Below are 24692 nucleotides of genomic sequence, written 5' to 3'. Positions count from 1 at the left end.
TAGGGTGGCAGGCATCGGTCACATATTCCTAAAGTGGGGCAATGCGAACAGGCGAGCCGCTGCCGTCCGTCGAGGACGTCCTCGCCGCCCTCGCGACCGGAATGTGGCACTGGTCCACGGCGACCGGGCTGGTCACCGTGGACGCGGAGGCGGCGCGGCTGCTCGGGCTGCCCGCCGAGCCGGCCACCCTCACGGAGGCCCAGACCCGGGCCCGGTTCCACCCGGTCGACTGGAACGAGATCACCGGCGTGGTGCGGCTGGCGGTCACCGAGGGCACCCTCGCCGAGGTGCGCATCCGGATCATGGACGGCAACGGCGAGATCCTTCGGGTGGTCCGCAGCCGCTCCAAGCCGTCCTTCGACCCCGAGCGGCAGGCGTACGAGCTGATCGGCACCCTCCAGGAGGTGACCGAGCCGACCCCGGGCACGGCGGCCGCCCGCACCGCGGTCACCGGGGACTGGCGGCGCTCCCGGGAAGCCTTCCTGCTGGACGCCGGCCGGGCGCTGGCGGAGGCCCGGTCCACGGCCGAGGTGCTGCGGGTGGCGGGCGGCTTGTCCATGCCCGGCTTCTCCCCGGACGGGCTCGTGGTGTTCGGGGTGAAGGGCGACCGGCTGACGATCATCGGCCAGCACGGGCACCAGCCCGGCGACATGAACCCCTTCTCCGACATGCCGCTGGACACCGACTACCCGGCCGCCGAGGTCGTCCGCACCGGACGGGCCGTCTACCTGTCCTCCCCGGAGCAGTACAAGGACCGCTACCCGGTGACCTGGCCGCTCGCCCAGGTCTTCGGGCGCCATTCGTGGGCGTTCCTGCCGCTGACCGTGGCCGGGCGCACGATGGGCGCCTGGATGGCGGCCTTCACCTATCCGGTGGCGTTCACCCCGGACGAGCGCGCGGTCCTGACCACGGTCGCCCGGATGCTCGCCCAGGCGCTGTCCCGGGCCGGTGCCGCCGAGTCCGAGCGGGAGCTGACGGAGGGCCTCCAGCGCTCCATGCTGCCGTCGCTCGGCCCGGAGATACCGGGCATGCGGGTGGCCGCCCGGTACATCCCGACCGGCGGCGGGCTCCAGGTCGGCGGCGACTGGTACGACATGATCCCGCTGCCCTCCGGTCGCTTCGCGCTGGTCATCGGGGACGTCCAGGGCCACGACGTCCGGGCGGCCGGGCTCATGGGCCAGCTGCGGATCGCGCTGCGCGCCTACGCCGCCGAGGGGCACCGCCCGGACGCCGTCCTCTCCCGCGCCTCCCGCTTCCTGCACGGGATCACCCACGCCTCCGGGGACGAGGCGCTGGCCGACCTCCGCTTCGCGACCTGCCTGTACGTGGAGGCCGACCCGGTGGCCGGCATGCTGGAGATCGCCCGCGCCGGGCACCCGGACCCGGTGATCCGGATGGCGGACGGCACGGTGATGACGCGGCCGACGGCGGGCGGGCTGCCGCTGGGCATCGACCCGGACGCCGACTACCCGACGACCCGGTTCGCCCTGGAGGCCGGCGAGACGCTGATGCTGTGCACCGACGGTCTGATCGAGACCGGCGGGCACGACATGGACAGCGGCTCGCGCAGGCTGCGGGCGATCCTGGAGGACCACGAGGGCGATCCGGAGTCACTCGCCGACGCCTTGGTGCAGGCCGTGCACGGGCCGTCCTCCCACCACACCACCGGCCCGCTGGCCGACCGCCGCGAGGACGACATCGCGTTGCTGCTGCTGTGCCGCCTCGGCGAGGGCTGCGGCTGCGGCGACACCGTGACGGCCCGGCCGAAGGTGCGGCGCACGCTGCTGTCGGTGGCGCAGGACGAGCCGGAGCGGATCGCCGAGGCCCGCCAGCAGCTGCGCGAGCTGCTGCACGACTGGGCGTCGGCCGACCAGCTGGACTCGGCGGTGCTGCTGGTCTCCGAGATGGTCACCAACGTGCTGGTGCACACCGACGCCGACGCGCTGCTGCTGGCCGAGGTCGTCGGCGAGAACGCCGAGCGGCGGCTGCGGGTGGAGGTCTTCGACACCGGCGACGACCTCCCGCACAGGCGCCGCCCCGGCGAACTGGCCTCCTCCGGACGCGGTCTGATGCTCATCGAACTCCTCGCGGACTCCTGGGGGGTGGACCCGCGGGGCGAGGGCAAGAGCATCTGGTTCGAGCTGTACGAGCCCGGCGAACCGGATCACTCCGGCGCGGCGGGCGGCGCCTCGGCCCCTGCGCCGTGACGCCCCCGCAGCTCCTGAGCGACACCGAGAACGGCCGCGGTCAGCGGGACCGCGAGGAGCATGCCGAGGACGCCCGCGACGGAGGCGCCCGCGGTGATCGTCACCATCACCACGGCCGGGTGCATCTGCACGGTCCGGCTCTGCACCGCCGGCAGGAGCACGTGCCCCTCCAGCAGCTGCACCGCGACCACCACCCCGAGCACCCACAGCGCGATGGGGAAGCCCCGGTCGGCCAGGGCGACCAGCACGGCCACCGTGCCGGAGACGAAGGCGCCGAGGTAGGGGATGTAGGCGCCGACGAAGACGAGCGCGCCGAGCCCGACCGCGCCGGGTACCCGGAGGACCAGCAGGCCGACGGTGATGCACAGGGCGTCGATGAGGGCGATGACGGTCGTCCCGCGCATGTAGCCCTCCACCGCGGCGAAGGCCCGCCGGGCGACGGCCTCCAGGGTGTCGGCGGTGCCGCCGGGTGCGAGGGAGCGCAGGGCCGCCATGGCCCGGTGGGAGTCGCGCAGGAAGAAGAAGACGAGCAGCAGCGCGAGCACGGCCATGGCCATGCTCTCGGCGACGACGCTGACTCCGCTGATGACGTTGGAAGCGGCCGTCCCGCCGAACTTGCCGAGCAGTTCGCGCGCGTTGCCGGCGAGGTCGTCCAGCCCGGCCCCGGCGGGCCCGAAATACCGGGAGACGTCCTCCGCGGCGTTGCGCAGGGAGTCGATGATCTGCCCGCCGGTGTCCACGAGCGCGGCGACGACGATGTACACGGCACCGCCGACGACGGCCACCACGGCGACACAGGTCAGCGCGGCCGCCACCGAGGCCTGCACCCCGGCCCGCACCAGCCGGCGGTACAACGGCCCGAGCAGTGCGGTCCCGAGCAGCGCGAGCAGCACCGGGGTGACGGCCGTACGGAGCTCCGCACACAGCCGCACCCCGACCCAGCCCACCCCGGCGACGAGCAGCAGCACGGCGCACCAGGCGGCGAGCCGGCGGACGGGTTCGGGCAGCAGACGCACGAACCCAGCGGACCACGGCCACCGCCGCCTGTCCCGCGGCACGGGTCCGGGCGGGTGAGCCGCCGCCGCCATGGCCGCGGCCGTGACAGGGCGTCAGAACGTAGGATCGCGCCATGGGGAGGACGACAGCACAGGCGGCGGCTTCCGGCGCGGCCGGGGACCTGGTCTACCGGCCGGCGCGGCCCGGGGACGACGCGGCCATCGCGGCGCTCGACGGGTCGTTCACGACGGACTCGGTGTTCGAGGTGACGGTGACGGCGGAGGGGTTCGCGATCCGCGAGACCCCGGTGGATCCTCCCCTGCACAAGGTCTTCCCCGACGAGGACGACGACGCCGGCCAGGCCGGGCCCGCCGACGATCCCGAACAGAGCCGGACGGTGGTCGCCGTCGACGGCGAGGAGCTGTGCGGCTTCGTGACGGTCTCCTTCGACCCGTGGAACGCGCGCGCGACCGTCTGCGACATCGAGGTCGCGCCGGCCTGGCGGGGCAAAGGGGTGGGCCGGGCCCTGATGGGCCACGCCGTCGACTTCGCGCGGGAGCACGGGGCGGTGCACCTGTGGCTGGAGGTCAGCAACGTCAACGCCCCCGCCGTCCACGCCTACCTGCGCATGGGCTTCGCCCTCTGCGGCCTGGACACCTCGCTCTACACCGGCACCGAGTCCTCCGGCGAACAGGCCCTCTTCATGGCCCGGCCGGTGGACTGACCGGCCGGGCACTCGGGCGAGGGGTCACAGGCCGTCTCCGTCATCCCGTGGACGGCCGGGCGCCTGGCAGCCGCGTTGCCGTTCAGGCGAGGGGAGAGACGGGGGAACCGCGAGGGCTCCGCGCCGGCCGCGATGCCGAGGAGCGTGGTCGGGTGGATGACGGCCATCACGCACCGCCGCCGGTCGGGAGGCCGGGGCCGAGGGGCGGCTCCGGCTCCAGGACGTCGACCACGGTGATGTCGACGGCCGTCACGGCAAGACCCAGGTCCTGTCCGGCCGAGTGGAGGACGGATCGGCGCACCTGGTGGACCCGGTCGGGCAGCGGGCGGTCGAGAGCGGCGGCCAGGTTCATGGTCACCCGTACGTCGGTACCCTCCCCCTCAGGTACGAGCCGGCAGCCCGCTGCCCTGGCACCGGGAACCGTGTCCGCGGCCTGCCGCAGAACCTTCGCCGCGGCGCTCTCGGCGATCCACAGGTCCCGGTCCGGGTCTGCCAGGGGCAGCAGCCGCCCCAGCCGCAGCTCTGCCCTGACGATGCTCATGACACGGTCGGCGAGTGCGTGCAGGCCGTGGGTGTATTCGGCACGCAGCGCGCGGGTGGCCGCGTTCACCGCGGCCAGTCCCTCGACGGCCTCGCGGCAGTGCGGACAGGAGACGGTGTGCGGGTCCGTGGCCGGAGCCTCGTCGCGCGCCTGTTCCCAGACCCGGCTGAGCAGGCGACTGCAGGGGAGTACCTCATCGCCCTCGAACCGGGGCCCCTCGGCGGCGGGCGGTTCGGAAGGCCGCGCGTGCGGGTCGTCTAGCGCCATGGGCCCATCGCCTCCTGGAGGGATCGGCGTGCCCTGAACAGTCTGCCGCGCACGGTCGGCTCATTGGTCCGCGTCACGTGGGCGATCTCCTTGTAGGACAGGCCCTGCACCTCCCGCAGGATCCAGCAGAGCCGCTGTCCGGCGTCCAGATCGCCGAGCGCACGGGACAGCGCGGCGGTGGCCGCGTCCTGCTCGGTGAACCGGTCCGGCTGGCTCCAGGCGTCTCCCGCCGCGGGCTCGACGACGGCGTCCAGCGAGAGGGGTGGCTGCCGGCGCCGGCGCATGGTCAGACAGCGGTTGACGGTGATCCGGTACATCCAGGTACGGAACTCCGCGCTGTGGCGGTATTCCGGCAGTCGCCGCCAGGCGCTGACGAAGGCGTCCTGAACCGCCTCCTCGGCGTCCTGGGGATTGCCGAGCATGCAGCGGGCCAGGGAAAGGAGGGGTCCGCCGTGCCGCCGGACGAGAACGGCGAAGGAGTCCTCGTCCCCCTCGGCCGCCCGCACGGCCAGCAGTCCGTCCGGCAGACCGCGTCCCAGCAGTTCACGTTCCGGCGATGGCGGAACAGCGCGTTCGATCATGGCGCCCTCGCACGAAGCTCGGACCACCCGTGTACCCGAGAGACCATCTGTGATGCACATCACACTCGATGCGCGTGAGAGATGCGACGTCCGCCATGTCCAACGTTTCGACGGGCGCCACACCGGTGTCCGACCGATCGATCGAGGCGACCGCCATGACGGAAAACATCACGAGCGTCGGCACGAGCAGTCGGCCCGACGCGGGCGTGAGCGCGCTGAAGGGCCGTACCGGGGCCGGGGCTCCGGCCGAGACCCGGGGGAAGACCACGATCGCGGACGGCGTGGTGGCCAAGATCGCGGGCATGGCCGCCCGCGAGGTACCGGGCATCCACAGCCTGGGAGCGGGGATGGCCCGCGCCTTCGGCGCCATGCGGGAACGCGTCCCCGGCGGAGGCGGAGGCGTCACGCGAGGAGTGAAGGTCGAGGTCGGCGAGCGTCAGGCCGCGGTGGATCTGGACGTCGTCGTCGAGTACGGCGTCTCCATCGTCGAGGTCGCCGGCGGCGTACGCACCAACGTGATCGGCGCCGTGGAGCGGATGACGGGTCTGGAGGTCGTCGAGGTGAACATCGCCGTCGACGACGTCCACCTGCCCGACGAGGAGGAAGAGGCCGAACCGGACGAGGGCCGCGTGAGGTGATCCATCACCGGGCCTGCACGGGCGCGGGTGATCGCGCGCACGCCGACGTACGTGCGCGAGACGGGTGAGTGCATGATGAACACAGCAACGACGGGCCTCGCGGCCGGCATGGCCCTCGGCTTCGCCGGTTACTTCGGCGGCTTCTGGGCATTTCTGCTGGTTCTGGTCCTGGGTGCGGCGGGCCTGATCGTGGGCCTCGTCGTGCAGGGTGACCTCGAGCTCCCGACCCGGAGGCAGCGGTGAAGACCCGCCCCGGTTCCCCCGGCGAGGAGTCCGGCCCACCGGCGCCGGCCGTCGGCCTGCCGCCCCCGGCCGAGCGGGGCGCCACCGTCATCCCGGACAGGGTGGTCGCCCGTATCGCCACGCAGGCCGCACGCACGGCCCAGTCCCAGCGCGCCGCCGTACCGCCCGACCGGAGCGGAGCGGCGGCACCCCACGCCTCCGCCGCCGTCCGTACCGGATCGGTGCGCCTGCATCTGACCCTGGACCTGCCCTACCCCACCGACATCCCCCATGTCTGCGAGCGGATCCAGCAGGACGTCGCCGAACGGGTGGCTCAGCTGACCGGCTTGCGGGTGGGAGAGGTCACCCTCACCGTCCGGCGGCTGGTGACCGCCGCCCAAGCGAGCCGGGGGCGGGTCCGGTGAACGGCCACGCGGTCCTGGGCACCGGGCACGCCGGGCACGCCGCGCAGGAAGGGGGATCGCGATGACACCCGATCCCGGTTCTCCCGGCCGCAGCTCCGCGCCGTCCGCTGACCGTGCCACGGTGCCGCTGACGAAGGAGCCCGATCCACCCGAACGCGACGTGTCCAGCCGTGATCGCACGGCCGGTGAGCGCGACGGCGGGCACCGAACCCGCCGGCCGTGGTCCGCGCGCCGCATCACGGCGGCGCTGGCCGCCTCGGTGATCCTTGTGGCGGCGGTCGCGGCGCTGGTCGACGTGATCGCCGTACGGGCGGGACGTCCGGCGGCAGCCTGGCGACGGCACCTGGCCGACGAACTGGCCACCCGCTCCGTGGACGACGTGTGGATGCTCACGGGAGCCGCCGTGGCCGCCGCCGTCGGCGTCTGGCTGATCGTCCTGGCTCTCACCCCTGGGCTACGCCATTGGCTGCCCCTGCGCTCACCCGCCGAGTGCCCCCGGCTGCGGGCCTCCCTGGACCGCGACGGGGCCGCCGGCGTGCTGCGTGACGCCGCGATGCGGGTCCCCGGAGTCGGCGCGGCGCGCATCCGGGTGCGCCGCCACCTCATCAAAGCGCGCGCGGACGTCCGCTTCCGTGATCCCCGACAGGTGAAGGACGACCTCACCGCCGTCCTCGGCGAGGAACGCGACCGGCTGACCCTCGCCCGTCCTCCCCGCATCGTCGTACGCGTGCGGCGACGCACCGACTGACCGAAGACCCACCGGAGCCCGCACCATGACGCCGCGATCCGTACCCAACCGCAGTCTGCTGGCCCTCGCCGGACTGGTCCTGCTCGGCGGCGGACTGCTGATCCTCTTCGCCGGGCTCGACCTCTACCGGCGGCACGATCTGATCCCGCCCGTCGGCTGGCCCCTGGTCACCCCGGACGACGTCCTGCTCGGCTCCGCCGACCGGGCCCGCTGGAGCAGCCAGGGCTGGTGGTGGTGGCCCGCGGTCATCGCCGCCCTCGTCCTCGCCGCCCTGCTCGCCCTGTGGTGGCTGCTCGCCCAGCTGAGCCGACGCCGCCCCGGCTCACTGCCCGTCGGCGGTACACCCCCGCAGGAGGGCGTCGAACTGCGCGACCGCGCACTCAGCGACGCGATCGCGACCGAAGCCGGTGCCCTGCCGGGGGTCGACCAAGCGACCGTACGCATCACCGGCCGGCCTGCCCACCACCGCACCCGCGTCAGCCTCACCCTCACCCCCGAGGGTGCGCCCGGCGCCACTCTCGGTGCCCTCTGCGAAGGCCCGCTCCGCACCGCCCGTCGGTCCACCGGCCACCCCGACATGCCCACCGAGGTCCGCCTACACGTCGCCCGCCACAAGCCGCACCGCGCGGAGTAAGGAAGTGACCGACCGTTCCCATGTTCAACGCCCCCGCGGTCTTTCGCGGTCCGCAGGGGAACCGGCACCACTCCCCAAGGGAGAGACCATGATCGTCCTGGGCATCATCCTGCTCGTCATCGGCTTCCTCACCGGGATATCCATCCTGTGGACCATCGGGATCATCCTGCTGGTCGTAGGAGCCATCCTGTGGGTCCTCGGCGCGATGGGACACGCCGTCGCCGGTCGACGCCACTACTGGTAACCGGGGTCAGGTCCGACGGGCGACGACTCGGGCCGCAGGCGGGCCGAGTCGTCGCCGCCCGACCTTCGGGGGGCGGCGATTCGTTCGTCGTGCTGAGCATGGAGCCGGTGGATCAGAACGCCTCCGGCGGCGATCAGGACGAGCCGTCGCCGGCCATCAGCTGTGCGGCGGCGTTCGCACCGGTTTCCGGCGGGACCACCAGTACATCCCGGCGGCCATCAGCGGAGAAGAGAGTGAGCCTGTGCGGATCCTGCTCCTCCGTGGACCAGCCCACCTGCACGGTGCGCCCGGCGTCGGACACCCAATGCGGGAGGACGGGCCAGTAGGCCGGGTTCACGGTGACACCCGTGATACGACCCCACAGATCGCCCAATGCGGCCGCCAAAGGCGGCAGTTCACGGGTGAGGGCACGGGAACGGGGCCACCACACGCCGTCCAGGCCACCCGGTGCGGGCGTCAGGGAGAGCCGGGCCGGCGGCGACGGCGCGCGCCTGTTCGATGTCGTACGGTCAATGGTCACGGACATGGCGCGGACCTGTCCCCGGGCTCATGGGTGCGGCCCGGCGCTGTCGATCACCGGAAACGGCACCCGCAGCGGAGCCGGTGCGCGAAGAACTCCCGGTGTTTTCACACTACTCCGCTCGTCGGCCCGAAAAGCCTGTGATGACCAGGTATTTCCCCCCTTCGGGACCTGGTCGCCGGTGCCCGAGTCCGGTCCGGAGCCCTTGTGCACCAGGGCTCCGGACCGGACTCGTCCGCGTACGGGGGCTCCGGGCTCGTCCGCGTACGGTCCTGGCGAGCCCTACATGCCGCCCTCCGCCATCCCGTGCACCGCCGGAACGGTCCCCAGGCGGCCCTTCTGGAAGTCCTCGAACGCCTGCTGGAGCTCGTCACGGGTGTTCATGACGAACGGGCCGTAGTGGGCCATCGGCTCGCGGATCGGCCGGCCGCCGAGGAGGACGACCTCCAGGTCCGGGGTGTGAGAGTCCTGCCGCTCGTCCGCGCGCACGGTCAGCGAGCCACCCGCGCCGAAGACCGCGGTCTGGCCGAGGTGGATGGGCCGGCGCTCCGCACCGACGCTGCCGCGGCCCGCGAGGACGTACGCCAGCCCGTTGAAGTCCTCCCGCCACGGCAACGTGACCTCCGCACCCGGCGCCACCGTCGCGTGCACCATCGTGATCGGCGTGTGCGTGATGCCCGGACCGGCGTGCCCGTCCAGCTCACCGGCGATCACGCGCAGCAGCGCGCCGCCGTCGGGCGTGGTCAGCAGCTGGACGTTGCCACCGCGGATGTCCTGGTAGCGCGGAGGCATCATCTTGTCCTTGGCCGGCAGGTTCACCCACAGCTGCAGACCGTGGAAGAGACCTCCGGACACGACCAGGTGCTCCGGAGGGGCTTCGATGTGCAGCAGGCCCGAGCCCGCGGTCATCCACTGGGTGTCGCCGTTGGTGATGGTGCCGCCACCGCCCTGGGAGTCCTGGTGGTCGAAGACGCCGTCGATGATGTAGGTGACGGTCTCGAAGCCGCGGTGCGGGTGCCAGGGGGTGCCCTTGGGCTCACCCGGCGCGTACTCCACCTCACCCATCTGGTCCATCATGATGAACGGGTCGAGATGGCGGTAGTTGATCCCCGCGAACGCCCGGCGCACCGGGAAGCCCTCACCCTCGAAACCGCTCGGAGCGGTCGTGACGGCGAGCACGGCGCGTGCGACGGCGTCGGCGGGAGCGGTCACACGGGGCAGCGTCAACGGGTTCTCGACGGTCACTGCGGGCATGGTCGGTACCTCCTTGGTACGCCCACTTTAGTTGAGCGTTGAACTTCTTGCCACCAGGAACAGAGAAAGCCCGGAGGACATTCCCTCCGGGCTTTCGGTTGCACAAGGCGCGCGGATCAGCCTTCGGCCGCGCGGCGACGGCGGCTAGCCGTACATGCGGCGCATCGCGAAGTCGACCATCTGCTCGACCGCCTTCGCGTCGAACACCATCCGGTGCTCGCCCTCCATGTCCAGGACGAAGCCGTAGCCGGTCGGCAGCAGGTCGATCACCTCGGCGCCGGTGATGACGAAGTACTTGGACTCCTTGCCCGCGTACCGGCGCAGCTCCTTCAGCGAGGTGAACATCGGGATCACCGGCTGCTGGGTGTTGTGCAGGGCGAGGAAGCCGGGGGTGTCGCCGCGCGGGCAGTACACCTTCGAGGTGGCGAAGATCTGCTGGAAGTCCTCGGCGGACATCTGACCGGTGGTGAAGGCGCGCACCGCGTCCGCGAGCGACGGCGGGGACGGCTCCGGGTAGAGCGGCGGCTGCTGGCCGTACCCGCCGACACCACCCGGCATCTGCTGCTGCGACGAGGCGTACTGCTGCTGCGCAGCACCCCCGTCCATGGGCTGGCCGTATCCGTACATGGGCGCAAGCGTACCGAGCCGCTCCGCCACCCGAACGGCCCGCTGGGCGATCCGTCCCGCTTGAGACGCGTCACAGATGACCGGATCGGGGTTGCGTCTTATTACCGGCGGGTAGCATCATCGGAGCTACTTGTTGGTACGTGAACTAGTGCGAGGATTCAGTGCCTCGCCGATCTCTCTACGGAGCCGTCGCCATGGGGCACTACAAGTCGAATCTCCGCGACATCGAGTTCAACCTCTTCGAAGTACTGGGGCGCGACAAGGTGTACGGCACCGGCCCGTTCGAGGAGATGGACGTCGACACCGCCAAGAGCGTCCTGGAGGAGCTGACCCGCCTCTCCGAGAACGAGCTGGCCGAGTCCTTCACCGACGCCGACCGCAACCCGCCCGTCTTCGACCCGGAGACCAACACCGCGCCGGTCCCGGCGTCCTTCAAGAAGAGCTACCAGGCCTTCATGGACTCCGAGTACTGGCGCCTCGGCCTGCCCGAGGAGATCGGCGGCACCACCTCCCCGCGCTCCCTCATCTGGGCCTACGCCGAGCTGATCCTGGGCGCCAACCCGGCCGTGTGGATGTACTCCTCGGGCCCCGCGTTCGCCGGCATCCTCTTCGAGGAGGGCAACGAGGTCCAGAAGCACATCGCCAAGATCGCCGTCGAGAAGCACTGGGGCTCCACCATGGTCCTCACCGAGCCGGACGCCGGCTCGGACGTGGGCGCCGGCCGCACCAAGGCGATCCAGCAGGAGGACGGCTCCTGGCACATCGAGGGCGTGAAGCGCTTCATCACCTCCGGTGAGCACGACATGGAGGAGAACATCCTCCACTACGTGCTCGCGCGTCCCGAGGGCGCCGGCCCCGGCACCAAGGGCCTGTCCCTCTTCCTCGTGCCGAAGTACCTGTTCGACTTCGAGACCGGCGAGCTGGGCGAGCGCAACGGCGCCTACGCCACCAACGTCGAGCACAAGATGGGCCTGAAGGCCTCCAACACGTGCGAGATGACCTTCGGCGACAAGCACCCCGCCAAGGGCTGGCTGATCGGCGACAAGCACGACGGCATCCGCCAGATGTTCCGCATCATCGAGTTCGCCCGCATGATGGTCGGCACGAAGGCGATCTCCACGCTGTCCACCGGCTACCTGAACGCGCTGGAGTACGCCAAGGAGCGTGTCCAGGGCCCGGATCTGGCCAACTTCATGGACAAGACCGCGCCGAAGGTCACCATCACCCACCACCCCGACGTGCGCCGCTCGCTGATGACGCAGAAGGCGTACGCCGAGGGCATGCGCGCCCTGGTCCTCCACACCGCCTCCGTGCAGGACGCCATCCAGATCAAGGAGGCGAACGGCGAGGACGCCACCACCGAGCACGCGCTGAACGACCTGCTCCTGCCGATCGTCAAGGGCTACGGCTCGGAGAAGGGCTACGAGCAGCTCGCCCAGTCGCTCCAGACCTTCGGCGGCTCCGGCTTCCTCCAGGAGTACCCGATCGAGCAGTACATCCGGGACTCCAAGATCGACACCCTCTACGAGGGCACCACCGCGATCCAGGGCCAGGACTTCTTCTTCCGGAAGATCGTCCGCAACCAGGGCGCCGCGCTGAACTCCCTCGCCGAGGACATCAAGAAGTTCCTGGCGCTCGGCACCGGCGGCGAGGAGCTGGCCGGCGCCCGCGAGCACCTGGCCAAGGCGGCCGTGGAGCTGGAGGCGATCGTCGGCATCATGCTGACCGACCTCGCCGCCACCGAGCAGGACACCAAGAACATCTACAAGGTGGGCCTGAACACCACCCGCCTGCTCATGGCCTCCGGTGACGTCGTCGTCGGCTACCTGCTGCTGAAGGGTGCCGCGATCGCCGCCGAGAAGCTGGCCACGGCCTCCGCGAAGGACAAGGCCTTCTACACCGGCAAGATCGCCGCGGCGAAGTTCTTCGCGGCGAACGTCCTGCCGGGCGTCACCCTGGCCCGCAAGGTCGCCGGCACCGTCGACCTGGACCTGATGGAGCTGGACGAGGCCGCGTTCTAGGACGCAAGGGACAGCTGGAAGCACCTCCACACCGTCCTCACGAGGGCCCGCTCCCGGTAAGGGGGAGCGGGCCCTCGTCCGTCGTTAAGGTGAACCCCATGAGCGAACCCTCCCGCTTCGACCGCGGCCACACCGACGACCTGATGTCCTTCCTGGCGACGAGTCCGTCGCCGTACCACGCCGTGGCGAACGCCGCCGAGCGGCTGGAGAAGGCGGGCTTCCGGCAGGTCGCGGAGACGGACGCCTGGGACGGGACCTTCGGCGGCAAGTACGTGCTGCGCGGTGGCGCGATCGTGGCCTGGTACGTCCCCGAGGGCGCCGAACCGCACACCCCCTTCCACATCGTGGGCGCCCACACCGACTCGCCGAACCTGCGGGTCAAGCCGCGCCCGGACACCGGGGCGCACGGCTGGCGCCAGGTCGCCGTGGAGATCTACGGCGGCCCGCTGCTGAACTCCTGGCTGGACCGCGACCTGGGCCTGGCCGGCCGGCTGACCCTGCGCGACGGCTCCTCGGTGCTGGTGAGCGTGGACCGGCCGCTGCTGCGGGTGCCGCAGCTCGCCATCCACCTGGACCGCACGGTCTCCACCGACGGGCTCAAGCTCGACAAACAGCGGCATCTCCAGCCGGTGTGGGGCCTCGACGAGGCGGTGCGCGAGGGCGACCTCATCGCCTTCCTGGAGCAGGAGGCCGGGCTCACCGCGGGCTCGGTGGCCGGCTGGGACCTGATGACCCACCCCGTGGAGCCGCCGTCCTACCTGGGCCGCGACCGGGAGCTGGTCGCCGGCCCGCGCATGGACAACCTGCTGTCGGTGCACGCCGGTGTCGCCGCGCTCGCCGCCGTCGCGACCTCCGGTGCCGCCCTCACCCGCATCCCCGTACTGGCCGCCTTCGACCACGAGGAGAACGGCTCCCAGTCCGACACCGGCGCGGACGGCCCGCTGCTCGGGTCCGTCCTGGAGCGCTCGGTGTTCGCGCGCGGCGGCTCCTTCGAGGACCGGGCCCGCGCCTTCGCCGGCACGGTCTGTCTGTCCTCCGACACGGGCCACGCCGTGCACCCCAACTACGCGGAGCGGCACGACCCCACGCACCACCCGCGGGTCAACGGCGGCCCGATCCTCAAAGTCAACGTCAACAACCGCTACGCCACGGACGGTTCGGGGCGCGCGGTGTTCGCCGCGGCCTGCGAGAAGGCGGAGGTCCCCTTCCAGACCTTCGTCTCCAACAACTCCATGCCGTGCGGCACGACCATCGGCCCGATCACCGCGGCCCGGCACGGTATCCGCACGGTGGACATCGGCGTCGCGATCCTCTCCATGCACAGCGTGCGTGAACTGTGCGGCGCCGACGACCCGTTCCTGCTGGCGAACGCCCTGACGGCCTTCCTGGAGGGCTAGTCGGGAGCCCGCCGGGTACCCGGACGGCACCGGAGATTCCGGAACCAGAAGGGGAGGCGAGGTTTCATGGGGCTCGGCGGATGCATCATTCTCATAGCCGTGGGGGCCATCCTGACGTTCGCGACCGACTGGCACATGGAGGACGTCAACCTCACCGTCGTCGGGCTGATCCTCATGGCCGTGGGTCTGGTCGGCGTCGCCACGTTCAGCGGGATCGCCCGCCGCCGCCGGGTGGTGGTGCCCCCGACGCCGGTCGTCGAGGAGGAACCGCACCACCACCGCGGCGAGGGCTACAGCGACGGCTACGGCGTCTGAGTCCGGCCCTCCCGCTCGTCCGTCCCGGCCAGGACGAGCGGCAGGCGGTCCGCCCCGTCCCGCGTCAGGCGGACCGGGACGGCCCAGTCCTGCCGGTGGACGTGGCAGGCGGGACAGGCGTGGGCGCCCGCGGCCGGGCTGCCGTCGGACGCGGTGTCGTCGCAGGACGCGGCCATCGCCGAGACGTGCAGCACGCCCTCGGTGACGGCCGGGTTCAACTCCAGCTCGCGGGACCGGTCCGTGCCGGCTCCCTCGCCCTTGAGCAGCAGCTCGGGCGGGGTCGAGGAGACCAGCACGCGGGTCGAGGGCCCGTACCGCGTGTCCATCTTCTGGCCCGCGGGGGCCTGGAAGACCACGTCGAGGCGAAGTGTGCCCGGGGCCACCTCGGTTGCCGCGCGCTGCGTGCGGTGGGCGGCCGCCGCCACCCGCACCGCCTCCTCCGGCAGCCGCAGGCGGGTGAGCCGGTGCCGGGCCGACTCCACCACCACGATGTCATCGCCGGCGAGAACGGCGCCGCTGGGCTCGCGCAGATCGGTGGCGAGCGTCGTGACCTCGCCGGTGGCCGGGTCGTAGCGGCGCAGGGCGTGGTTGTAGGTGTCGGCGACCGCCACCGAGCCGTCCGGCAGGGCGGTGACGCCCAGCGGATGCTGCATCAGGGCCTGTTCGGCGGACCCGTCGCGGTGGCCGAAGTCGAACAGGCCCGTGCCCACGGCCGTGTGCACATGCCCGTCGACGTCCGCCCAGCGCAGGGCCGAGGTCTCGGCGTCGGCGATCCACAGCCGGTCGGCGGTGGCCGCGAGGCCCGAGGGCTGGGCGAACCACGCCTCGGCGGCGGACCCGTCCACCAGGCCCTCGTTGGTCGTGCCCGCCGCCACCGCGACGGTCCGCGTGGCCGGGTCGTACGTCCACAGCTGATGGACGCCCGCCATCGCGATCCACACCCTGCCGCCGAAGACCGCCACATCCCAGGGTGAGGAGAGGTCCACCGTGCGGGCCGGGCCGGAGGTGGCCGAGCCCCGCCACCACTGCCTTCCGGTACCGGCCAGGGTGGTCACCTCGCCGGTGGCGAGGTCCAGGCGGCGCAGGGCGTGGTTGACGGTGTCGGCGACCACCACCGTGCCGTCGTCGAGGAGCGCGAGCCCCTGCGGCTCGTTGAAGGACGCCTCCCCCGGGCCGCCGTCGGCGAACCCGCGCGCGCCCGAGCCGAGCCGCCGTACGACGGTCTCCGCGTCCTCGGCCAACTCGACCAGCTGGTGCCGTGTGGTGTCGCTGACCAGGAAGTTCCCCGACGGCAGCAGCAGCGCCTTACCGGGGAAACGGAGGGTCGTCGGCTCGGGCTCCGGCGGCACATAGGGGCCGTCGCCGCCGCGCAGGGTGCCCTTCGCCCCATGCTCGGCCTCCAGCTCCGTCACCAGCCGCTCGATGGCCTCCACGTGACCCTCACCCGAGTGCTGGGCGACGACATATCCCTCGGGGTCGACGACGACGAGCGTGGGCCACGCACGCACCGCGTACTGCTTCCAGGTGGCCAGCTCGGGGTCGTCCAGCACCGGATGCTCCACGCCGTAGCGCTCCACGGCGTCCGCGACCGCCCGGTGGTCGGCCTCGTGCGCGAACTTCGGCGAGTGCACCCCGATCACCACGAGCGTGTCCCGGTGCTTGCCCTCCAGCTCGCGCAGCTCGTCCAGGACGTGCAGGCAGTTGATGCAGCAGAAGGTCCAGAAGTCCAGGACGACGATGCGTCCGCGCAGGTCGGCCAGGGAGTACCGCTGATCTCCCGTGTTCAGCCAGCCGCCCCTGCCGGTCAGCTCGGGGGCGCGGACGCGGATGCGTCGCGGTGCGGAGTCGGTCACGGCTCCCAGAGTGCCACCCGGCACCGACAGCCGGTCCGTGCCTGTGGACAACCGTCGCGAGGGGGCGTCAGTCCTGTTCTCCGACACCTGGCGTCCGGGCGGATTCCCGGGTCCGGTCACGCGAGGGCGTGACCGGTCGTCGCGTCCACGTGGGCGGGGACGTCCTCGTGCCGGTCGCCGACGGTCGGCGTGCCGGTGGGCTCGAAGAGCAGGATCTCGGTCGGCACGGGCGCGTACGGCTTGTGTTCGGTGCCGCGCGGGACGGTGAACACCGAGCCCCTGGGCAGCACCACCGTGCGCTCGCCGGCGGTCTCGCGCAGGCCGATGTGCAGTTCGCCGGCGAGGACCAGGAAGAACTCGTCGGTGTGTTCGTGCACGTGCCACAGGTGCTCGCCCGCCACCTTGGCCACGCGCACGTCGTAGTCGTTCACGGTGGTGACGATGCGGGGGCTCCATTGCTCGGTGAAGGAGGCGAGGGCCTGGTCCAGGGAGATGGGTTCCGTGCGTGCCATGGGTTCCATACGTTCATCGTGCGGGTGGCCCGCCCGGCGCACGAGTGCTAGAAATCGCACATGCCGCAACGATCCTCTCACCGCGTGGTGCTGGTGGTCGACGACAACTCCAATCCGTTCGAGATGAGCTGCGCCATCGAGATCTTCGGGCTCGCGCGGCCGGAGCTGGGGCGGGAGCTGTACGACTTCCGGCTGTGCGCGGCCGAGCCGGAGACCCGGATGCGGGACGGTTTCTTCACGCTCACCGGGGTCGCCGGGCTGGCGGCGGCCGAGTCGGCCGACACGCTGATCGTGCCGAACCGGCCCGACACCGAGGTCCCCCGCTCGGAGCGCGTCCTGGAGGTGATCCGGCGGGCACACGCGCGTGGCGCCCGGCTCGTCGGCTTCTGCTCGGGCGCGTTCACCCTCGCGGAGGCCGGGCTGCTGGACGGGCGCCGGGCGGCCTGCCACTGGATGTGGGCGGACGCCTTCCGGGCCCGCTTCCCGCGGGTGCGCCTGGAACGGGACGTGCTCTTCGTGGACGACGGCGACATCCTCACCGCCTCCGGCAGCGCCTCCGCGCTCGACCTGGGCCTGCACCTCGTACGCCGGGACCACGGCGTGGAGATCGCCAACCACGTCTCCCGGCGGCTCGTGTTCGCCGCGCACCGGGACGGCGGGCAACGGCAGTTCGTGGAGCGGCCGGTGCCCGAGGTGCCCGACGAGTCGCTCGGCCCGCTGCTGGCCTGGGCGCAGGAGCGGCTGGACGAGCCGCTGTCCGTCGCGGACCTGGCCGCCCGCGCGGCTTGCTCCCCGGCCACCCTGCACCGCCGCTTCCGCAGCCAGCTGGGTACGACTCCGCTGGCCTGGCTCATCGGGGAGCGCGTGGCGCTGGCGTGCCGGCTGATCGAGCGGGGCGAGGAGCGGCTGGACGTCGTGGCGGCGCGCAGCGGCCTGGGTACGGCGGCCAATCTGCGGGCCCGGCTGCGGCGCGAGACCGGGCTGAGCCCGTCGGCTTACCGCAAGCGGTTCGGAGGGGCGCCCGGGTGAGCCCGCGCACGGCTTACGGGCGGCACACACGGCGCACGGCCAGGCGCGCACGGCTCGCGAGCGGCGCGCGCAGGCGGCGCGCGCGGCTCATCGTGGGCGCCCCTGGATCGCCGTAACCCTTGTGGTCGTTCCGTGACGATCCACCCCTGCCGGGGAAGCATGATTCCCATGAGATTCCTCGTACGCGACCGGATCCTCGGCATCGGTGACGACTGGTGGATCGAGGACGAGCATGGCCGGAAAGTGTTCCTCGTCGACGGCAAGGCGATGCGGCTGCGGGACACCTTCGAGCTGAAGGACGCCCAGGGGCGGGTCCTGATCGACATCCACCAGAAGATGCTCGCCCTGCGCGACACCATGGTGATCGAACGGGACGGCGAGGCCCTGGCCCGGATCAAGCGCAAGCGGCTGTCGCTGCTGCGCAACCACTACCGGGTCGCCCTGGTGGACGGCACCGAACTGGACGTCAGCGGGAAGATCCTGGACCGGGAGTTCGCGGTCGAGTACGACGGCGAACTCCTCGCGGTCGTCTCCCGCCGCTGGCTGACCCTCCGCGACACCTACGGGGTGGACGTCGTCCGGGAGGACGCCGACCCGGCGCTGCTGATCGCGGTGGCGGTGTGCGTCATCCATCTGGCCGAGAAGGAGGGGGAGGAGGACTGACCTCCCCCTCCGGCCTGCGGGTCAGTCGTCCAGCCAGCCGACCCGGCGGGCGTAGCTGCCCGCCTGGAAGCGGCTGTGGGCGCCCAGTTCGGTGAGCAGTTCGGAGACGTGCCGGCGGTAGGTGGTCGTCGACATGGACAGCTTGCGGGCCGCCATCTCGTCCTTCATGCCGGACTCCAGCATGCGCAGCACGGCCTGTCGCACCTCGTCCCGCGGTGCCGCGGGCGGTTCGGCGTCGGCGGCGGAGAAGGGCCGGGCGCCGACCCACAGGCTCTCCCAGGAGCGGTACAGATACCGGACCAGCGAGGGGTCCCGGACGACGAGCGCGCCCTGCCCGTCGGGCTGTTCGGGGTCGGCGATGACGGCTGTGCCGGCGTCGAAGAAGATGATGCGGTCCGGGATGTGGTCCACCGTGCGGAACGCGACACCGGTGTCGGTCATCTCGGCCAGATGCTGGCGCATGTAGGAGTGGGACAGCACCGAATGCGGGTAGAGCGTACGGAGCAGGACCCCCCGGCCCGCCGCCTCCGCGGTGCGCCGGCGGCCCTCCTCGATGACGTTCTGTGAGGGGAGCAGCGGATGCGCGGCGGCGATCTCCACGCGGGCGGTGGAGGAGAGACGTTCCAGCACGGTGCGGATGGCGTCCAGACCGGTCAGCCGCTCGACCGTGGAGCGCAGGAAGTGGCTCTGCCAGGCGTCCTCGAAGACCGGGCGCATGGTCATCACATGGCTGCTGATCCGGTCGGCCTTGCGCTGGAGGCGCCGGATGCGGGCCTCCATGGGCCCGTTGAGGTGGGTGACGGCGACATCGGGGCTGTTGGCGGTGTAGGCCGGGTTCCCGGCCGCGTCGTCGTCCTTCGCCGTTCGGCGCACGTGCAGCAGATGGAGATCGAGCAGATCGTTCACGGCCGACTCGATCTCGCGGTAGGGCAGGTCAAGCTCCATCGCGGCGAGCACCGGGTTCAGCGCGCCGTTCTCCAGTGCCATGCGGTATAGGCACTCATGCAGCTCGTCTAGCGTCGGAATGCGTGGTTCCTCGTCCATTTTGCCCCCGTTTCGCGAATTTTGACCTAACTTGCCGCTGAGAAGAACTCGTCTGGCACTTCTCACCAGGGGATTGCGCTGGTGTTCACCGAGTCCGAACCGGCAGGATCCTGCTCAGGGAACGGGGAAATCCTCCGAACCCGCTTCGCAGGGGGGAAACACTCATGAGCGACAAGCGCTTTTTCGGCACGTTCTTCATCACGTTGGCTTTCTTTGGAATTCTCGGTGGCACCGCCGTGGCGGCCGCGTCCGGTCAACCCGCGTCGAACGGCCACAACCGTGCCGGTGAGCCCTCCCCCACGCAGTCCGCCAGCACGGACGACATCATCTGGCACTGACCCCGGACAAACAGCCGAATTATAGCCCACGCGCTGTCGAACCGTTGTTTACATAACGTCGCAATGTTGCCGCAATAAAGTGCTCCTCCGAAGGGAACCGGAGCCGGGCGGACCGCATCGCGAAAACAACGCCGACACGCGCTGAACCCCTCGAAAACTTGCGGCCTGGGGCAGGAAAAGAATCGTGAAAGCAGCGGTAGTAGGCGCGGGCGGACTGGGCGGCTACTTCGGTGGCCGGCTCGCCGCCGCGGGGCACGACGTACGTCTCGTGGCACGCGGCGCCCACCTCGAAGCGCTCCGGAAGGACGGGCTCACGGTCCGGGGACCCGACGGCACCACATCCGTCACCCCGGTCCACGCCACCGACGACACCCGGGAGACCGGCCCCTGCGACCTGGTCCTGCTGGCGGTGAAGACCTGGCAGCTCGGCCCGGCCATCGAGGCCCTGCCGCCTCTCCTGGGACCCGGCACCGCCGTCGTCACCCTCCAGAACGGCGTCGAGGCCCCCGAGCAGGTGGCCGAGGCCATCGGCCGGGCGGCCGTACTGCCCGGAGTCGCCAAGGTCATCGCCCAGCTCGACGGGCCGGGCCGGATCCGGCACGTCGGCGGCGCCGGCTCCCTCGTCCTCGGCGAGTGGGACAACGCCGAGAGCGAGCGGGTACGGCAGCTGCGCGCGGCTCTGGAGGACGCGACCGTGCCCAGCCCGGCCGTCGCCGACATCTGGGCCGAACTCTGGGCCAAGTTCCTGTTCGTGGTGCCCTTCGGCAGCCTCGGCGCCGCCGCGGACGGCGGCTTCGGCGAACTGCGCTCCCGGGCCGGCACCCGCCGGCTGCTGACCGACGCCATGCGCGAGGTCGAACGGCTGGCGCGCGCCGCCGGCGTGGCCCTGCCCGCCGACGTCGTCGACACGACGCTGGACTTCGTCGACCGGCAGCCCGCCGCCGGCACCTCCTCGCTCCAGCGCGACCTCCTCGCGGGTACGCCCTCCGAACTCGACGCCTGGACCGGCTCGGTGGTCCGCCTCGGCGCCCGGCACGGCGTACCCACCCCGATCCACTCGCTGCTGTACGAGGTCCTCGGCGTGCGCGAGGAGCGGGCCGCCCGCAGCGCGGCCCGGCCGACCGCCGGACCGAGCCGATGACCTGGCCCGCCGGCCGGACCGCCGGCGGCACCGCCGACGCGCACGGCGCGCAAGAGGACGTGAAGACTGCCGTGGACACCTTCGAGAACACCTATGCGGAGACCGGCGCGACGGCCGACGACCAGGACCGCGACGTCGACATCGCCGTCGTCGGCGCCGGCCCCTCCGGGCTCTACGCCGCCTACTACGCCGGATTCCGCGGACTGAGCTGTGCCGTCGTGGACGCCCTGGACGAGCCCGGGGGCCAGGTGGCCGCCCTCTACCCCGAAAAGCCGATCCACGACGTGGCCGGGCTCCCCGGCGTCAAGGGCCGCGAGCTGGTGGCCGCCCTGGTCGCGCAGGCCGAACCCTTCGGCCCGCGCTACCTGCTCGGCCACACCGCGACCACCCTGACCCAGTACGGCACCGGCTGGACCATCGGCACCGACCGGGGCCGGCGGGTGCACGCCGGGGCCGTGGTGATCGCCGCCGGGCTGGGCCGGTTCGTACCGCGCCGGCTGCCCTGCGCGGTGCCCTACGAGGGCCGGGGCGTGGCCTACCACGTGCCCGACCCCGCCGCGCACCGCGACAAGGACGTGGTCGTCGTCGGCGGTGGCGACAGCGCCGTCGACTGGGCGCTGACCCTCGCCCCGCTGGCCCGCACCACCACCCTGGTGCACCGGCGCGCCACCTTCCGGGCGCACGAGCACAGTGTCAAGCAGCTGCTCGACGCCCCGGTGCGGGTGCTCACCGACGCCCGGGTGACCGCCTGTCACGGCACCGCCCACCTGGCGGAGGTGGAGATCACCCACGAGGCGGGCACCCTGCGCCTGCCGGCCCAGGGACTCGTCGCGGCGCTCGGTTTCAGCGCGGCCCTGGGCCCGCTCGCCGACTGGGGAGCGGCGCTGGAGGACGGCCTGTTCCGCGCCGACCCCGCCACCCGGGAGACCAGCCTGCCCGGCGTCTACGCGGTGGGCGACGGCTCCACCCACCCGGGCCGGGTCCCGCTGATCTCGGTCGGCTTCGGCGAGGCCGCCACCGCCGTCAACCACGCCGCCGTGGCCCTGCGCCCCGGCAGCCGGCTAGCCCCGGCGCACTCGACCGACCCCGACGCGGCCGGAGGGGGAACCACCCGATCCTGGAGTTGACCACGTGGAGTTGAAGAAGCTCACCCTGCTGCCGCAGGAGGTGGAGATCCTGCTGCCCGCGGGTTCCCCGCTCACCGACATCGAATACGAGACGCCCCGCCGCCACATCCCGTTCGGCTGCCGCTCCGGCGCCTGCGGCGCCTGCGTGGTCGAAGTGGTCGAGGGCGCCGCCGGCCTCGGCGAGCCCGACCCCGAGGAACTGGACTTCCTCGAAGACCTCGGCAAGACCGGGGGGACGTACCGGCTGGCCTGCCAGTGCCGCCTCATGGACTCCGCGACCATCCGCGTCGCGGTCGACTGAACCACACCTCACACCTCACCTCACCCGTGACGACCGATCGAAGAGGACCTTTCGCATGTCCAACCGTGTAATAAACGTCGGCTACCAGAACCGCACCCCCTTCCTGAACGCCGCCGCCTCCGCGCAGCTGCGCTCGGAGATCGACCAGCAGATCGACCAGCAGATCGACGAGTGGTACAAGACCGTTCCGGCCGCCGCGCACCTGGAGGGCAAGAACGTCGACTCCGCGTACTACAAGCGGAACCTGATCGAGACCGCCTGGCGCATCCGCCTGCTGCGCGTCGCCGAGTCCAAGGCGCTCACCGAGATCGCCAAGCGCAGCCCCGAGGCCGCGCAGGTGTGGGCCAACTACGAGCAGGAGGAGATGCTCCACGACGAGCTCTTCATCGACGACCTCGCCAAGGTCGGCGTCTCCCGCGAGGAGTTCCTGTCGGTGGAGCCGTACCTGTCGACGAAGCTCCTCACCGGCTACTTCTCCTACCTGCTCGACCACGAGGGCCCGCTCGGCGTCGTCGCGTACTCCTACCTCGTGGAGTACGTCAACGTGAAGCTGGAGCCGCGCAAGCTCGTCGCGCTCAAGGAGTCCGTCGGCGAGGGCAACATCGGCGGTCAGATCAGCCACTCGCACACCGACATCAACGACGACCACCCGGGCGAGGTCTGGGCCGCGCTGCGCTTCCTGATCCGCGGCGAGGACGACATCACGGCCCTGAAGACGTACCTCCAGGAGCACCAGCGCCTGCTCGCCCAGTACTTCGACGAGCTGTACCAGGACACCCTCGCCGGCCGTGAGAACGCCGAGCAGAAGGAAGCCGTCGCGGTCTGACCCCGCCCGGCCCGCCCGGCCCCGGAGACCCCCCGCTCCGGGACCGGGCTCCCTTCCTTCCCGGCACTCGGCACGCGCCACGCCCTCCCCACGCACCTCCCACGAAAGGACAGCAAGGTGAACCACACGGCCGGCACCGGGCGGACCGGTGACCGCGGTGTCCTGCTGCTCAGCCACGTCGGGTTCTCGTTCATGGAGGACCTGATCGCCGCCCTCGACGCGCGCGGCCTGCGGGCGCACATACTGACGTCGCTGCCCGAACCCGCCCACCAGCCCGGCCGGCTCCGGGACCTGGCGGACCGGGCGGCCTCGGTCCGCGCCACCGACAGCCACGAACTCACCGCCGCCGACGTCGACTCGGCACTGGACGCCCTGCGCGCGGCCGGTACCGAGATCCTGGCCTGCGTCACCGTGTGGGAGGGCTACCGGCACCTGATGGCCCACGCCAACGCCCGGCTCGGAGTGCCCGACCTGGGCGTCGACCAGGTGCTGGGCCTGCGCGACAAACTGGCGGTGCGCGAGCGGCTGGCCGGCACCGGGCTGAGCCGGGTCCGCGCGGTACCGCTCACCGAGGAGACGCTCGCCGACCACCGGGCGCGCCCGGGGCGGTACTTCGTCAAACCGGTCCGCGGCATCGCCTCCTACGGCACCTTCCCGCTGACCGCGAACACCACCTGGGAGGAGATCCGGCGGATCACCGAGGAGGCCACCGGCGACACCGTGTACGCGTCCGCGTTCGGAGCCGGGCCGAGCTTCCTGATCGAGGACTACCTGCCGGGGCGCGAGTTCAGCTTCGAAGTGCTCGTCGCCGGCGGTGAGCCGTTCGTCGTCGCCGTACACGAGAAGTGCGAGGTGACCGAGACCTCCGGAGCGGTGCTGGAGAACGCCTGCGCCAGCCCGCCGGTGTCGGTCGGGCCCGAGGCGACCGCGGCCGGCCTCGCCTGGGTGGCCGCACTGCTGGCCGAACTCGGCCTGGACTGGGGCTGCTTCCACATCGAGGCACGGCACGACGGGGACCGCTGGGACCTCATCGAGATCAACCCCCGGGTCGGCGGCAGCCTCATCTCGCCCAGCGTCAGGGAGCTGACCGGGGAGACCGACCTGCTCGGCCTCTGGCTCGACCTGCTGCTGTCCGCCACCGGCACCGCACCGGACCAGCGCGGCCGGCTGCGCCGCCTGGCCTACCGGGCCGACGGCACCACGCCCGCCCCCAACGCGACCTTCTTCCGGGTCTTCTTCGCCGAGCCCGGCCTCATCACGGGCATCGGCGTGGCGGACGGGCTGCCCCTGAAGCCGGCCATCACCCAGATCCTGCTGAAGGAGGGCGAGCTGATCGAGGCCCGGGCGCGCGAGGTGTTCCTCGGTCAGTTGCTGTGGACCTTCCCGGCCGCCGACCGGGACCGGCTGCTCCCGGCGCTGACGGAGGCATCGGCGACCGCGGTGACGGTGACCTACGCCCAGCACCAGCTCACCTAGCCGACCTGCCGCGCAGCTCAG

Annotated in this window: 28 protein-coding genes; 19 read left to right on the top strand and 9 right to left on the bottom strand. The window is 71.8% G+C overall.

Annotated features, from left to right (window positions below; genetic code table 11):
* Nucleotides 1–41 precede the first annotated feature (41 nt).
* A complete protein-coding gene (locus ACZ7DL_RS19925; RefSeq protein ID WP_470775501.1) occupies nucleotides 42–2207 on the top strand; it encodes a SpoIIE family protein phosphatase in 2166 nt (721 codons plus the stop codon).
* On the opposite strand, the gene ACZ7DL_RS19920 is transcribed toward ACZ7DL_RS19925, so the two are convergent.
* Nucleotides 2165–3223 (bottom strand): AI-2E family transporter, encoded by a 1059-nt coding sequence (locus ACZ7DL_RS19920; protein WP_470775499.1) that lies wholly within the window; start codon nucleotides 3221–3223, stop codon nucleotides 2165–2167. The two genes, ACZ7DL_RS19925 and ACZ7DL_RS19920, sit on opposite strands and share 43 nt — an antisense overlap.
* A gap of 113 nt (nucleotides 3224–3336) precedes the next feature.
* Here ACZ7DL_RS19920 and ACZ7DL_RS19915 point away from each other — a divergent pair, with 113 nt between their 5' ends.
* Nucleotides 3337–3927, top strand: a complete 591-nt coding sequence (locus ACZ7DL_RS19915) for a GNAT family N-acetyltransferase (protein ID WP_470775497.1) — start codon at nucleotides 3337–3339, stop codon at nucleotides 3925–3927.
* Between the two features lie 166 nt (nucleotides 3928–4093).
* Here ACZ7DL_RS19915 and ACZ7DL_RS19910 read toward each other — a convergent pair whose 3' ends face one another.
* Together ACZ7DL_RS19910 and ACZ7DL_RS19905 are read right to left on the bottom strand one after the other, a co-directional pair.
* Nucleotides 4094–4735, bottom strand: coding sequence for an Asp23/Gls24 family envelope stress response protein (locus ACZ7DL_RS19910; protein ID WP_470775496.1), 642 nt, complete (start codon nucleotides 4733–4735; stop codon nucleotides 4094–4096).
* Nucleotides 4726–5316: an RNA polymerase sigma factor gene (locus tag ACZ7DL_RS19905; RefSeq protein WP_470775495.1), complete on the bottom strand. Its 591-nt coding sequence runs from the start codon at nucleotides 5314–5316 to the stop codon at nucleotides 4726–4728. Before ACZ7DL_RS19905 ends, ACZ7DL_RS19910 begins: the two co-directional genes overlap by 10 nt.
* Nucleotides 5317–5471: 155 nt before the next feature.
* Here ACZ7DL_RS19905 and ACZ7DL_RS19900 point away from each other — a divergent pair, with 155 nt between their 5' ends.
* From ACZ7DL_RS19900 to ACZ7DL_RS19875, 6 genes are all read left to right on the top strand, one after another.
* Nucleotides 5472–5954, top strand: coding sequence for an Asp23/Gls24 family envelope stress response protein (locus ACZ7DL_RS19900; protein ID WP_470775493.1), 483 nt, complete (start codon nucleotides 5472–5474; stop codon nucleotides 5952–5954).
* A gap of 72 nt (nucleotides 5955–6026) precedes the next feature.
* A complete protein-coding gene (locus ACZ7DL_RS19895; protein WP_470775788.1) occupies nucleotides 6027–6197 on the top strand; it encodes a hypothetical protein in 171 nt (56 codons plus the stop codon).
* Nucleotides 6194–6601, top strand: a complete 408-nt coding sequence (locus ACZ7DL_RS19890) for an Asp23/Gls24 family envelope stress response protein (RefSeq protein ID WP_470775491.1) — start codon at nucleotides 6194–6196, stop codon at nucleotides 6599–6601. The genes ACZ7DL_RS19895 and ACZ7DL_RS19890 overlap by 4 nt, the downstream gene beginning before the upstream one ends.
* 121 nt (nucleotides 6602–6722) lie before the next feature.
* Nucleotides 6723–7349, top strand: a complete 627-nt coding sequence (locus ACZ7DL_RS19885; RefSeq protein ID WP_470775488.1) for a DUF6286 domain-containing protein — start codon at nucleotides 6723–6725, stop codon at nucleotides 7347–7349.
* A 25-nt stretch (nucleotides 7350–7374) separates the two neighbouring features.
* Nucleotides 7375–7983, top strand: a complete 609-nt coding sequence (locus ACZ7DL_RS19880; RefSeq protein ID WP_470775486.1) for an alkaline shock response membrane anchor protein AmaP — start codon at nucleotides 7375–7377, stop codon at nucleotides 7981–7983.
* An 88-nt stretch (nucleotides 7984–8071) separates the two neighbouring features.
* The gene (locus ACZ7DL_RS19875) at nucleotides 8072–8227 is read left to right on the top strand and encodes a DUF6131 family protein (protein WP_470775484.1); all 156 of its coding nucleotides are present in this window, start codon (nucleotides 8072–8074) and stop codon (nucleotides 8225–8227) included.
* Between the two features lie 133 nt (nucleotides 8228–8360).
* Here ACZ7DL_RS19875 and ACZ7DL_RS19870 read toward each other — a convergent pair whose 3' ends face one another.
* The 3 genes from ACZ7DL_RS19870 to ACZ7DL_RS19860 all read right to left on the bottom strand — a co-directional run bounded on the left by ACZ7DL_RS19870 (nucleotide 8361) and on the right by ACZ7DL_RS19860 (nucleotide 10628).
* Nucleotides 8361–8753, bottom strand: coding sequence for a DUF5994 family protein (locus ACZ7DL_RS19870; protein WP_470775482.1), 393 nt, complete (start codon nucleotides 8751–8753; stop codon nucleotides 8361–8363).
* Nucleotides 8754–9029: 276 nt separating this feature from the next.
* The gene (locus tag ACZ7DL_RS19865; protein WP_470775480.1) at nucleotides 9030–10001 is read right to left on the bottom strand and encodes a pirin family protein; all 972 of its coding nucleotides are present in this window, start codon (nucleotides 9999–10001) and stop codon (nucleotides 9030–9032) included.
* A 144-nt stretch (nucleotides 10002–10145) separates the two neighbouring features.
* Entirely contained in the window at nucleotides 10146–10628 is a 483-nt protein-coding gene (locus ACZ7DL_RS19860) for an SseB family protein (protein WP_103813517.1), read from the bottom strand.
* Between the two features lie 194 nt (nucleotides 10629–10822).
* Between ACZ7DL_RS19860 and ACZ7DL_RS19855 the strand changes: the two genes are divergently transcribed.
* From ACZ7DL_RS19855 to ACZ7DL_RS19845, 3 genes are all read left to right on the top strand, one after another.
* Nucleotides 10823–12649: an acyl-CoA dehydrogenase gene (locus ACZ7DL_RS19855; protein ID WP_470775478.1), complete on the top strand. Its 1827-nt coding sequence runs from the start codon at nucleotides 10823–10825 to the stop codon at nucleotides 12647–12649.
* Nucleotides 12650–12747: 98 nt separating this feature from the next.
* Entirely contained in the window at nucleotides 12748–14046 is a 1299-nt protein-coding gene (locus tag ACZ7DL_RS19850) for a M18 family aminopeptidase (protein WP_470775476.1), read from the top strand.
* A 66-nt stretch (nucleotides 14047–14112) separates the two neighbouring features.
* Complete coding sequence (locus ACZ7DL_RS19845) at nucleotides 14113–14361, top strand: DUF6458 family protein (protein WP_470775474.1); 249 nt, start codon at nucleotides 14113–14115, stop codon at nucleotides 14359–14361.
* Here ACZ7DL_RS19845 and ACZ7DL_RS19840 read toward each other — a convergent pair.
* Nucleotides 14349–16214 (bottom strand): thioredoxin-like domain-containing protein, encoded by a 1866-nt coding sequence (locus ACZ7DL_RS19840; RefSeq protein ID WP_470775472.1) that lies wholly within the window; start codon nucleotides 16212–16214, stop codon nucleotides 14349–14351. The two genes, ACZ7DL_RS19845 and ACZ7DL_RS19840, sit on opposite strands and share 13 nt — an antisense overlap.
* 116 nt (nucleotides 16215–16330) lie before the next feature.
* Nucleotides 16331–16726, bottom strand: coding sequence for a cupin domain-containing protein (locus ACZ7DL_RS19835; RefSeq protein ID WP_470775774.1), 396 nt, complete (start codon nucleotides 16724–16726; stop codon nucleotides 16331–16333).
* Nucleotides 16727–16786: 60 nt separating this feature from the next.
* Here ACZ7DL_RS19835 and ACZ7DL_RS19830 point away from each other — a divergent pair, with 60 nt between their 5' ends.
* Both ACZ7DL_RS19830 and ACZ7DL_RS19825 read left to right on the top strand, forming a co-directional pair.
* Nucleotides 16787–17755 (top strand): GlxA family transcriptional regulator, encoded by a 969-nt coding sequence (locus tag ACZ7DL_RS19830; RefSeq protein ID WP_470775470.1) that lies wholly within the window; start codon nucleotides 16787–16789, stop codon nucleotides 17753–17755.
* A gap of 168 nt (nucleotides 17756–17923) precedes the next feature.
* Complete coding sequence (locus tag ACZ7DL_RS19825) at nucleotides 17924–18418, top strand: LURP-one-related/scramblase family protein (protein ID WP_470775468.1); 495 nt, start codon at nucleotides 17924–17926, stop codon at nucleotides 18416–18418.
* 21 nt (nucleotides 18419–18439) lie between these two features.
* On the opposite strand, the gene ACZ7DL_RS19820 is transcribed toward ACZ7DL_RS19825, so the two are convergent.
* Complete coding sequence (locus tag ACZ7DL_RS19820) at nucleotides 18440–19405, bottom strand: LuxR C-terminal-related transcriptional regulator (RefSeq protein WP_470775466.1); 966 nt, start codon at nucleotides 19403–19405, stop codon at nucleotides 18440–18442.
* Between the two features lie 221 nt (nucleotides 19406–19626).
* Here ACZ7DL_RS19820 and ACZ7DL_RS19815 point away from each other — a divergent pair, with 221 nt between their 5' ends.
* The 6 genes from ACZ7DL_RS19815 (at nucleotide 19627) to ACZ7DL_RS19790 (ending at nucleotide 24671) form a co-directional block, all read left to right on the top strand.
* On the top strand, nucleotides 19627–19800 hold the full coding sequence (locus ACZ7DL_RS19815; protein ID WP_470775465.1) for a hypothetical protein: 174 nt from the start codon (nucleotides 19627–19629) through the stop codon (nucleotides 19798–19800).
* Between the two features lie 184 nt (nucleotides 19801–19984).
* Nucleotides 19985–20941, top strand: a complete 957-nt coding sequence (locus tag ACZ7DL_RS19810) for a 2-dehydropantoate 2-reductase (protein ID WP_470775463.1) — start codon at nucleotides 19985–19987, stop codon at nucleotides 20939–20941.
* Entirely contained in the window at nucleotides 20938–22068 is a 1131-nt protein-coding gene (locus tag ACZ7DL_RS19805; RefSeq protein ID WP_470775462.1) for an NAD(P)/FAD-dependent oxidoreductase, read from the top strand. Before ACZ7DL_RS19810 ends, ACZ7DL_RS19805 begins: the two co-directional genes overlap by 4 nt.
* Nucleotides 22069–22072: 4 nt before the next feature.
* Nucleotides 22073–22369 carry a 2Fe-2S iron-sulfur cluster-binding protein gene (locus ACZ7DL_RS19800; RefSeq protein WP_470775461.1) on the top strand — a complete coding sequence of 99 codons (297 nt, stop codon included), beginning with the start codon at nucleotides 22073–22075 and terminating at the stop codon, nucleotides 22367–22369.
* A 55-nt stretch (nucleotides 22370–22424) separates the two neighbouring features.
* Nucleotides 22425–23195: a hypothetical protein gene (locus tag ACZ7DL_RS19795; protein ID WP_470775460.1), complete on the top strand. Its 771-nt coding sequence runs from the start codon at nucleotides 22425–22427 to the stop codon at nucleotides 23193–23195.
* Nucleotides 23196–23312: 117 nt separating this feature from the next.
* Nucleotides 23313–24671: an ATP-grasp domain-containing protein gene (locus ACZ7DL_RS19790; RefSeq protein ID WP_470775459.1), complete on the top strand. Its 1359-nt coding sequence runs from the start codon at nucleotides 23313–23315 to the stop codon at nucleotides 24669–24671.
* The last annotated feature ends 21 nt before the right edge of the window (nucleotides 24672–24692 follow it).

The sequence above is a fragment of the Streptomyces sp. NPDC036984 genome (assembly GCF_055607665.1).
This window is presented reverse-complemented; position numbering and strand designations above follow the sequence as displayed.

Coding starts and splice junctions, on each gene's coding strand:
- ACZ7DL_RS19855 (WP_470775478.1), top strand. CDS start 10,823: ATGGGGCACTACAAGTCGAATCTCCGCGACATCGAGTTCAACCTCTTC.
- ACZ7DL_RS19895 (WP_470775788.1), top strand. CDS start 6,027: ATGATGAACACAGCAACGACGGGCCTCGCGGCCGGCATGGCCCTCGGC.
- ACZ7DL_RS19925 (WP_470775501.1), top strand. CDS start 42: ATGCGAACAGGCGAGCCGCTGCCGTCCGTCGAGGACGTCCTCGCCGCC.
- ACZ7DL_RS19860 (WP_103813517.1), bottom strand. CDS start 10,628: ATGTACGGATACGGCCAGCCCATGGACGGGGGTGCTGCGCAGCAGCAG.
- ACZ7DL_RS19845 (WP_470775474.1), top strand. CDS start 14,113: ATGGGGCTCGGCGGATGCATCATTCTCATAGCCGTGGGGGCCATCCTG.
- ACZ7DL_RS19825 (WP_470775468.1), top strand. CDS start 17,924: ATGAGATTCCTCGTACGCGACCGGATCCTCGGCATCGGTGACGACTGG.
- ACZ7DL_RS19910 (WP_470775496.1), bottom strand. CDS start 4,735: ATGGCGCTAGACGACCCGCACGCGCGGCCTTCCGAACCGCCCGCCGCC.
- ACZ7DL_RS19805 (WP_470775462.1), top strand. CDS start 20,938: ATGACCTGGCCCGCCGGCCGGACCGCCGGCGGCACCGCCGACGCGCAC.
- ACZ7DL_RS19900 (WP_470775493.1), top strand. CDS start 5,472: ATGACGGAAAACATCACGAGCGTCGGCACGAGCAGTCGGCCCGACGCG.
- ACZ7DL_RS19870 (WP_470775482.1), bottom strand. CDS start 8,753: ATGTCCGTGACCATTGACCGTACGACATCGAACAGGCGCGCGCCGTCG.
- ACZ7DL_RS19830 (WP_470775470.1), top strand. CDS start 16,787: ATGCCGCAACGATCCTCTCACCGCGTGGTGCTGGTGGTCGACGACAAC.
- ACZ7DL_RS19835 (WP_470775774.1), bottom strand. CDS start 16,726: ATGGCACGCACGGAACCCATCTCCCTGGACCAGGCCCTCGCCTCCTTC.
- ACZ7DL_RS19850 (WP_470775476.1), top strand. CDS start 12,748: ATGAGCGAACCCTCCCGCTTCGACCGCGGCCACACCGACGACCTGATG.
- ACZ7DL_RS19795 (WP_470775460.1), top strand. CDS start 22,425: ATGTCCAACCGTGTAATAAACGTCGGCTACCAGAACCGCACCCCCTTC.
- ACZ7DL_RS19865 (WP_470775480.1), bottom strand. CDS start 10,001: ATGCCCGCAGTGACCGTCGAGAACCCGTTGACGCTGCCCCGTGTGACC.
- ACZ7DL_RS19820 (WP_470775466.1), bottom strand. CDS start 19,405: ATGGCACTGGAGAACGGCGCGCTGAACCCGGTGCTCGCCGCGATGGAG.
- ACZ7DL_RS19815 (WP_470775465.1), top strand. CDS start 19,627: ATGAGCGACAAGCGCTTTTTCGGCACGTTCTTCATCACGTTGGCTTTC.
- ACZ7DL_RS19915 (WP_470775497.1), top strand. CDS start 3,337: ATGGGGAGGACGACAGCACAGGCGGCGGCTTCCGGCGCGGCCGGGGAC.
- ACZ7DL_RS19880 (WP_470775486.1), top strand. CDS start 7,375: ATGACGCCGCGATCCGTACCCAACCGCAGTCTGCTGGCCCTCGCCGGA.
- ACZ7DL_RS19875 (WP_470775484.1), top strand. CDS start 8,072: ATGATCGTCCTGGGCATCATCCTGCTCGTCATCGGCTTCCTCACCGGG.
- ACZ7DL_RS19905 (WP_470775495.1), bottom strand. CDS start 5,316: ATGATCGAACGCGCTGTTCCGCCATCGCCGGAACGTGAACTGCTGGGA.